Origin of the sequence: Moorena sp. SIO2C4, from assembly GCF_010672485.1 — a bacterium.
Lineage (GTDB): Bacteria > Cyanobacteriota > Cyanobacteriia > Cyanobacteriales > Coleofasciculaceae > Moorena > Moorena producens.
Map to the genome: position 1 here is coordinate 1 of NZ_JAAHGN010000810.1, position 3,528 is coordinate 3,528.

A 3,528-nucleotide genomic window follows, 5' to 3' on the forward strand; every position below is an offset into this window, starting at 1 on the left:
TCATAATACAGCCCTCCCAACCCTAATACTGCTGGGTTGACAACATGGATCAAATCTGGCTGAAACTTTTCTAATACCCCACCAATGGAGGGTCGTGGCAGGGCTAGCTTTAATTCGGGATACAGGGGTAGGGGAAAGCCAGAAACACCGTAAATTTTGGCTCCTTTGTATGTTTTTAGTCCCCCTTCTGGGCATATAACTAGCACCTGGTCACCGTTACGCTGCAAATGTTCCACCGTGTGGCGCAACCGGGTCACGATGCCATCAACTTTGGGTAGAAATGTTTCAGTAAAAAAAGCAATTCGCATAATTAGTGATTAGTCATTAGTCATTAGTCATTAATTATTTGTCTTTGATAGTCCCTTAATCCAATTTGCTTGACCCTACTCGCTAAATGTATCAGGTTTGGGGCACTTGTTGAACATGAATTAGTTTCTAGGTATTAGACCATTGGCCATGGCGTTTAGGGATTCCAGGACGCCCTTGACTCTAACCTGATCAGTTTGGTTATAATTGTGGTTTGTATGAAACCTTTTTTGACCTCAAACCCCCAAGGTAAGAGTTAATTCTTCTATAGTTCAGTAAATTCTGGAGTTGGGATCAGCACTTCTGAAGCGAAGCTAGTCCTGGGTGCAAAGTGAAATGCTCCAGCAATCGAACCCCAAATGAGTTCATCGGTTTGGGGGTCACGTCCCCTGTCAAGACTAATCAATTTTTCTTCCATTACTTCAAAGCTGCTATCGAGATAGGTTTCTTTACTATTGCGCACCACCAAGCAAGCTTTACCTGGTTCTACTTCCGCTTTGAAGCTATGACCAGTCCAGGCAACATTGAACGTGCAACCAGGAAGCTTCTCTAGCTGTTGGGCACTCAGGGATTTTAGACGTTCTAAATCACGGGAAGCTCCGTATAATAGTTTTTCATCCTGAACCTTGTAATTTTCGATTTTGATTTGCCCGTCTAGCTCAACAATCTTTAGCACCCGCACTCGGTAGGGGGTGTTGAGCATATAGTCATAGGCTTGCTCAAGGAACAAGCTACATCCATCTAGCACTGACCAAGGTAGAGGACGCATGCAGACGCGGATGTGAGCATACAATGGTGGATTCTCAAACGCCTGCTCTTGGTTACTAAAATCAGCTGCCATCCAGCGAGCTAAAGTAGCGATATCCGTAGAATGAGTCATTACCAGAAGTGTTGAACTTAGAATAGCGCGAACTTCGGATGAAGTAGTTTTTGATGCAGTTAGTATCTTTACAATACATCGTCTTGATGCAGTCGCTTATGTTTGGATTCTGCATCAAGACCAATGTAAGTATTCAGCTATCAGCTATCAGCTTTCAGCTTATCGGCTACAGATGGTGCTACTTGAAGTGCTTTTGAATAAAATAAGCTGACGGCACCTCAAGTAGCACCATCTGTAGCGCATATGCTTACAAAATCTCGAACTATTAAATTCTCCCGTTCAAGGTTTATCTTAAGCACCTCAAGTAGCGTGAGCTTTTAGCTGACGGCTGACAGCTGACGGCTGAATGCTTACAGACCAATTGCTAAAAGCTTTAGTTGACAAGCGCCCATCATTACCATGATCCGAAGTTCCCTATTCCGTATTTGCTGTCCCCAGCGCTATAGCTGATAGCTTACTGGCAAGAGCTTGGGAATACCTCTGGTTTCTTTGGGTTATTTCAAACCTTTAATCCCAAACAATAGAAACTGTGTCACCTGAGCCTCACTAAAATTGTTATCACTCACCAAAATTAAACTCTGAGTTCCATCACTCAAGCGCGGACCAAGGGTCATTCCCTCTAAATTATCTAAGTAAATCCCCAATTCACTCAAATCCAGCAACAACTTTTTTTGCAGTGGCTTAATCTTGGAAACATCACCCTTGAGACTAGCAATTTTGGTGGTATCGGTTGCTCCACCGGTCACCACTTGATAAAGTTTGGCACTGAATCCAAATAAACCATAGGTACGCTCCAAACTCAGAAAATGTCCTGCGGTATCCACTGCTAATAACTCAGTTAAACCGTGAGAAAGGGTGTTAGGGGGGTCTGGGTCGAGTAAGTAAAGATGTTCACTAACCAGCATTGGAGGAGTAACGTCTCCAATCAAATAGTGCAACCAACGAATTCCCGCTGCTTGTTCGGTATCTGCTTCTGGCTGGTCTTGGTGTAGGGAGTACTCACTGGCACTAAATAAGCGAAATGACTCTTGCCCACTTGCTGCAGCTAGGCTGATCGGTTCTAAGGTCAATGCCTCAAAGCCTAAGTTATCCTGGATACCATTACTGACTGTTCCTAGGTCAGTGTCATTCGGTAGATAACGCTGGGGAATTTTTAAGTTTTGCAACTGTTGTCCTGTTGCTATATCAAACTGCCGAATGAATGGAGCAATGCCTTGATTAGTAGCCCCTTCACTAGAGATAAATACAGAATCTTTTCCAGACCAAGCAATCCCTTCTGGATCCAGGGTACCCCTTACAAAGGTCTCACCATTTTTATCTTTGAGGAAAGTGACATCTTCCACTTCTACGTTTTCAATCCCTATGTTTCCTGTATCGGTGGGATTGAAGGTTAGTTTTAGGGTGTAGAATCGAGCCGGAGCTAATCGAGAACGATCATCAGAAACAGCTAAAAAGCGATCGCGTTCCCGATCATAGGCCAATCCTGACAACCCTCCCACTACGGTATTTTTGAATTCCGTTTGGGGGAGTTGATACTCCCCTAAGAAGTTCACGGAAAGGTTGAGGAAGGTGCGTTCCTCTGCTGTGATGGCTGGTAAAAAGCTACAGGTAGTGGTCAGGCTACCCAGGAATATTATTACCACAACCCATAGCATATTTGATAGTTTTTTAGGTTTTCTTAACATTAGGTCAGTCTACCAGTACCTTAACTTACTTGTATTATTACTTGGTTCGACCAGAAGTGTTGATTGTTATAAATTAGGTCTAAAAAAAAGTACCAAGCTGTCTACTAACTATTGGTGCTATTTAAAAATTAAATTATGCTCGCGTCATGTTTTTAAAACAGTTTACAAAACGAGTCTTGGATAGCTTAACATCTATCCCTAAAAATTACTACCCTGTCTCTTGATGCAGTCGATCATGGTGCATCTCATATTTGTAAAAAAGAAGGTAATTGTGGGAAGTGTGGGAAGTGTGGGAAGTGTGGGAAGTATGATAATTTTATGATAATTTTGCCTAATTTAATGCATTGAGATGCACCCTTATGCGTTCTGCCCTCTGCCTTCGATACACTTTTATTATGGGTATTTAACCGGACTTGATATAAAATCCTAATGACCGAACAATTGGCAAGAAGTTGACTAGTTTACGAGATGTCTATTACAAACAGACACAAACTATTCACCAGATTGGAACCAAATCCAAAACAAACCTTGGCAAAACATCCTATCCTCTCCTGATAATGTTTGTGGACTAGTTAAAATTTCCACATCTCGATCGGGAGGATAAATTTATACTTGCTGCTGTTGGCGATTAATTAACCATCCCAGTCTTGCGCCATA

At 42.4% G+C, this 3,528-nt stretch carries 3 protein-coding genes; all 3 read right to left on the bottom strand.

Annotation, left to right across the window (positions count from 1 at the left end; all coding sequences use genetic code 11):
* Positions 1-308 (bottom strand): glycosyltransferase (locus tag F6K20_RS29490; protein WP_287297066.1); only part of this gene is annotated, 308 nt, incomplete at its 3' end.
* A gap of 263 nt (positions 309-571) precedes the next feature.
* The gene (locus tag F6K20_RS29495; RefSeq protein WP_008180176.1) at positions 572-1,186 is read right to left on the bottom strand and encodes a chromophore lyase CpcT/CpeT; all 615 of its coding nucleotides are present in this window, start codon (positions 1,184-1,186) and stop codon (positions 572-574) included.
* A gap of 494 nt (positions 1,187-1,680) precedes the next feature.
* The gene (locus F6K20_RS29500) at positions 1,681-2,841 is read right to left on the bottom strand and encodes an esterase-like activity of phytase family protein (RefSeq protein ID WP_008180175.1); all 1,161 of its coding nucleotides are present in this window, start codon (positions 2,839-2,841) and stop codon (positions 1,681-1,683) included.
* Positions 2,842-3,528: the final 687 nt, after the last annotated feature.

What these genes read in the sequence shown, in the direction of transcription:
- F6K20_RS29495 (WP_008180176.1), bottom strand. Translation starts at nt 1,186, where the DNA reads ATGACTCATTCTACGGATATCGCTACTTTAGCTCGCTGGATGGCAGCT.
- F6K20_RS29500 (WP_008180175.1), bottom strand. Translation starts at nt 2,841, where the DNA reads ATGCTATGGGTTGTGGTAATAATATTCCTGGGTAGCCTGACCACTACC.